This window comes from Mucilaginibacter sp., assembly GCF_036383575.1.
Taxonomy (GTDB): domain Bacteria; phylum Bacteroidota; class Bacteroidia; order Sphingobacteriales; family Sphingobacteriaceae; genus Mucilaginibacter.
In genome coordinates, this window is the sequence record NZ_DASVOB010000124.1 from 1 (window position 1) to 2,590 (window position 2,590).

The window sequence follows — 2,590 nt, forward strand, 5'->3', positions numbered from 1 at the left end:
TAAGGCGAAGATCATGAACATTGCCGCCGTGATATGTGGTTCGCTGGTGTTCTTAGCCTCTCATTTTGAGCATGTTCATCTGGCCAACTGGATTTTCGGCAATCCCGTAAGTTTAGTTGCAGTAATTGCTGCAACCATTTCATTGGCAGTGCTTTATCTGATCATATCACATCGCCGAAACAGGCAGTGGATCAGGGTACTTGCCGCTTTCCAGGTGTGTATGATCCTGATATCGGTAGGGTTTTCACGTTTTCCGAGGTTTGTTATTTTTAAGGATGGCAGTTCTATGTCCTTACTTACCGAACATGCCAACAGCAACAGTATCGATGACTTGGGGATTGGCTTATTAGTAGGTAGCTTATTTATATTGCCGGCGCTTGGGTATTTGTACTATGCGTTTAAGAAAAGAACTTAACCGTGATGCGCTTGATTTTAGGATTTCACGATATTGTACGTTAAATCAGGTCAATCGTGAAATCAAGCGCATCATGGTTCTAATGATAAAGATGTGCTTTCAAATATTACATTTGTGATGTGAAGAATTATTTAAAGATCTTATCAATCGACGAGTACTCCATTACGCCTAAGTACCTGCAATTGTCTAATGCCATTATCAGGGCTATTGAAAGTGGGCAGATCGTAAAAGACGATATGCTTCCGTCTATCAATGATCTGAGCTATGCGCTGGATACTTCACGCAATACCATTGAACGCGTTTATAAGGAACTGAAGGAGAAAGGGATAGTGAGTTCCGTTCCCGGAAAAGGTTTTTTTATTTCAAATACCGATTTTCAGAAGCCGCTTAAGATCTTTCTGCTATTCAACAAGCTCAGCGCGCATAAAAAGATCATTTATGATGCATTTGTAGCTACCATTGGCGAACAGGCTGCTATAGATTTTTATATCTATAACAATGATTTTTACTTTTTTAAAAAGATCATTACTGAAAGCATTCAGGGTGATTATGCCAAATACATCGTTATCCCTCATTTTTTAGATAATGAAACCAAGGCCCATGAGATCATCAACACTATCCCCAAGGATAAACTGATACTGCTGGATAACCTTGTGCCCGGCGTGAACGGAAAATTTGCAGCGATATATGAGAATTTCGCTACAGATGTTTACGAGGCACTGAAGAGTATGCTTGATAGCCTGAGCAAATACCACACACTCAAGCTCATTTTCCCCGGTAAAACCTATCATTCAAAAGAGATCATGAAAGGGTTTCTAAACTTTTGCAGACAGTATGCTTTTGAGTATGATATAGTTGAAACACTTTCTACAGAACCTATTCAGAAAAATACGGTATACATCAGCCTTACAGAGGATGACCTGGTTGAACTTATTAAGAAGATCATCGCTTCTGATTTAAAGGTAGCTAAAGATGTAGGCGTGATATCCTATAATGAAACAGCTCTCAAAGAGATCATCCTTGATGGTATCACCACCATATCAACCGATTTTAAATTGATGGGTAGCAAAGCAGCTGAATTTGCTTTGAATAACTGCCATGAGCATTTTGCGGTGCCGTTTACGGTGAGGTTGAGGAGTTCGTTGTAGAGCGCCCGTGGCGCAACAACCAAACATGTCATTGCGAGCTCAGCGTGGCAATCTCGTAGCCAATGCATATAGAAGATGCATTGCTACGAGATTGCTTCGTCGTTCCTCCTCGCAATGACATGACAGAATTTCTTACTTCAATTCCTTCACTTTTATACTTCTGAAAAATACTTCATTACCATGATCCTGCAACAGCAAATGCCCTTCAGCGGCTTCGCCGAAGTTTTTCCAGATGGTGTATTTGCTGATGGCTACCAGGTCGCGGAAAGCTTTTGAGCCGCGTTCGTACTCTAATACTTTTACTCCATTCAGGTAGTGCTCAACGTGGTTGTTTGGATATACCACCACGCGACCGATATTCCACGCTCCTATCGGGTGCACAAAACGCTCTTGTTTGTTGGCTTTGATGAGGTCATACAATGACGCTAAAGTCCGGTCGCCATCACGGCCAAGTTTGGCATCAGGATGCAGTTTATCATCAAGTACCTGGTATTCCAAGCCAATAGCTGACCCTTTGGTAACTTCCGAGAGAGTTACAAAATATTTAACGCCACTGTTGGCGCCGGGAGTAAGCTTAAACTCAAACGACAGATCAAAAGCACTATAGTTATCGTTGGTTACAATATCGCCACCGCCTGATTCCTCCTGCCCTGCCGATGGCAATACGTGCATGGTACCGTTTGCATATTCCCAGCCTCTCTCCGGGAAACCTTTAAGGGTTGCTCCGCGCCAGCCTGTGTTGGTTTTACCGTCATATAAAAGTTTCCAGCCGTTTGCTTTTTCGGCAGCGGTTATGCTATTCGGCGTAAGATTAACCACATAAACATCCTTTGGAAATGGCTTTGGTTTTAAGTTGGTGGTTTGCAGGTTCAGGTTTTTAAAATAAACCTTTTTACCGGCTTGTTTTTCCTCGCTTACAGCATGTACCTGCAACGCTATAAAGCCCTTGCTGTCAACCGTATCAACTACATCACTGGCTGGCACACCGTTTACCCAGGTTTTCATTTCGTTGCCGATGCATTCAATC

2 protein-coding genes and 1 pseudogene are annotated in these 2,590 nt (G+C 42.4%); 2 read left to right on the forward strand and 1 reads right to left on the reverse strand.

The window, feature by feature from the left end:
• Positions 1-415 (forward strand): annotated as a pseudogene (locus VF500_RS04660) (cytochrome d ubiquinol oxidase subunit II); the annotation flags it as partial.
• Between the two features lie 119 nt (positions 416-534).
• Complete coding sequence (locus VF500_RS04665; protein ID WP_330858565.1) at positions 535-1,563, forward strand: GntR family transcriptional regulator; 1,029 nt, start codon at positions 535-537, stop codon at positions 1,561-1,563.
• 132 nt (positions 1,564-1,695) lie between these two features.
• On the opposite strand, the gene VF500_RS04670 is transcribed toward VF500_RS04665, so the two are convergent.
• The coding region (locus VF500_RS04670) for a family 16 glycoside hydrolase (RefSeq protein ID WP_330858566.1) at positions 1,696-2,590 on the reverse strand (895 nt) is incomplete at its 5' end.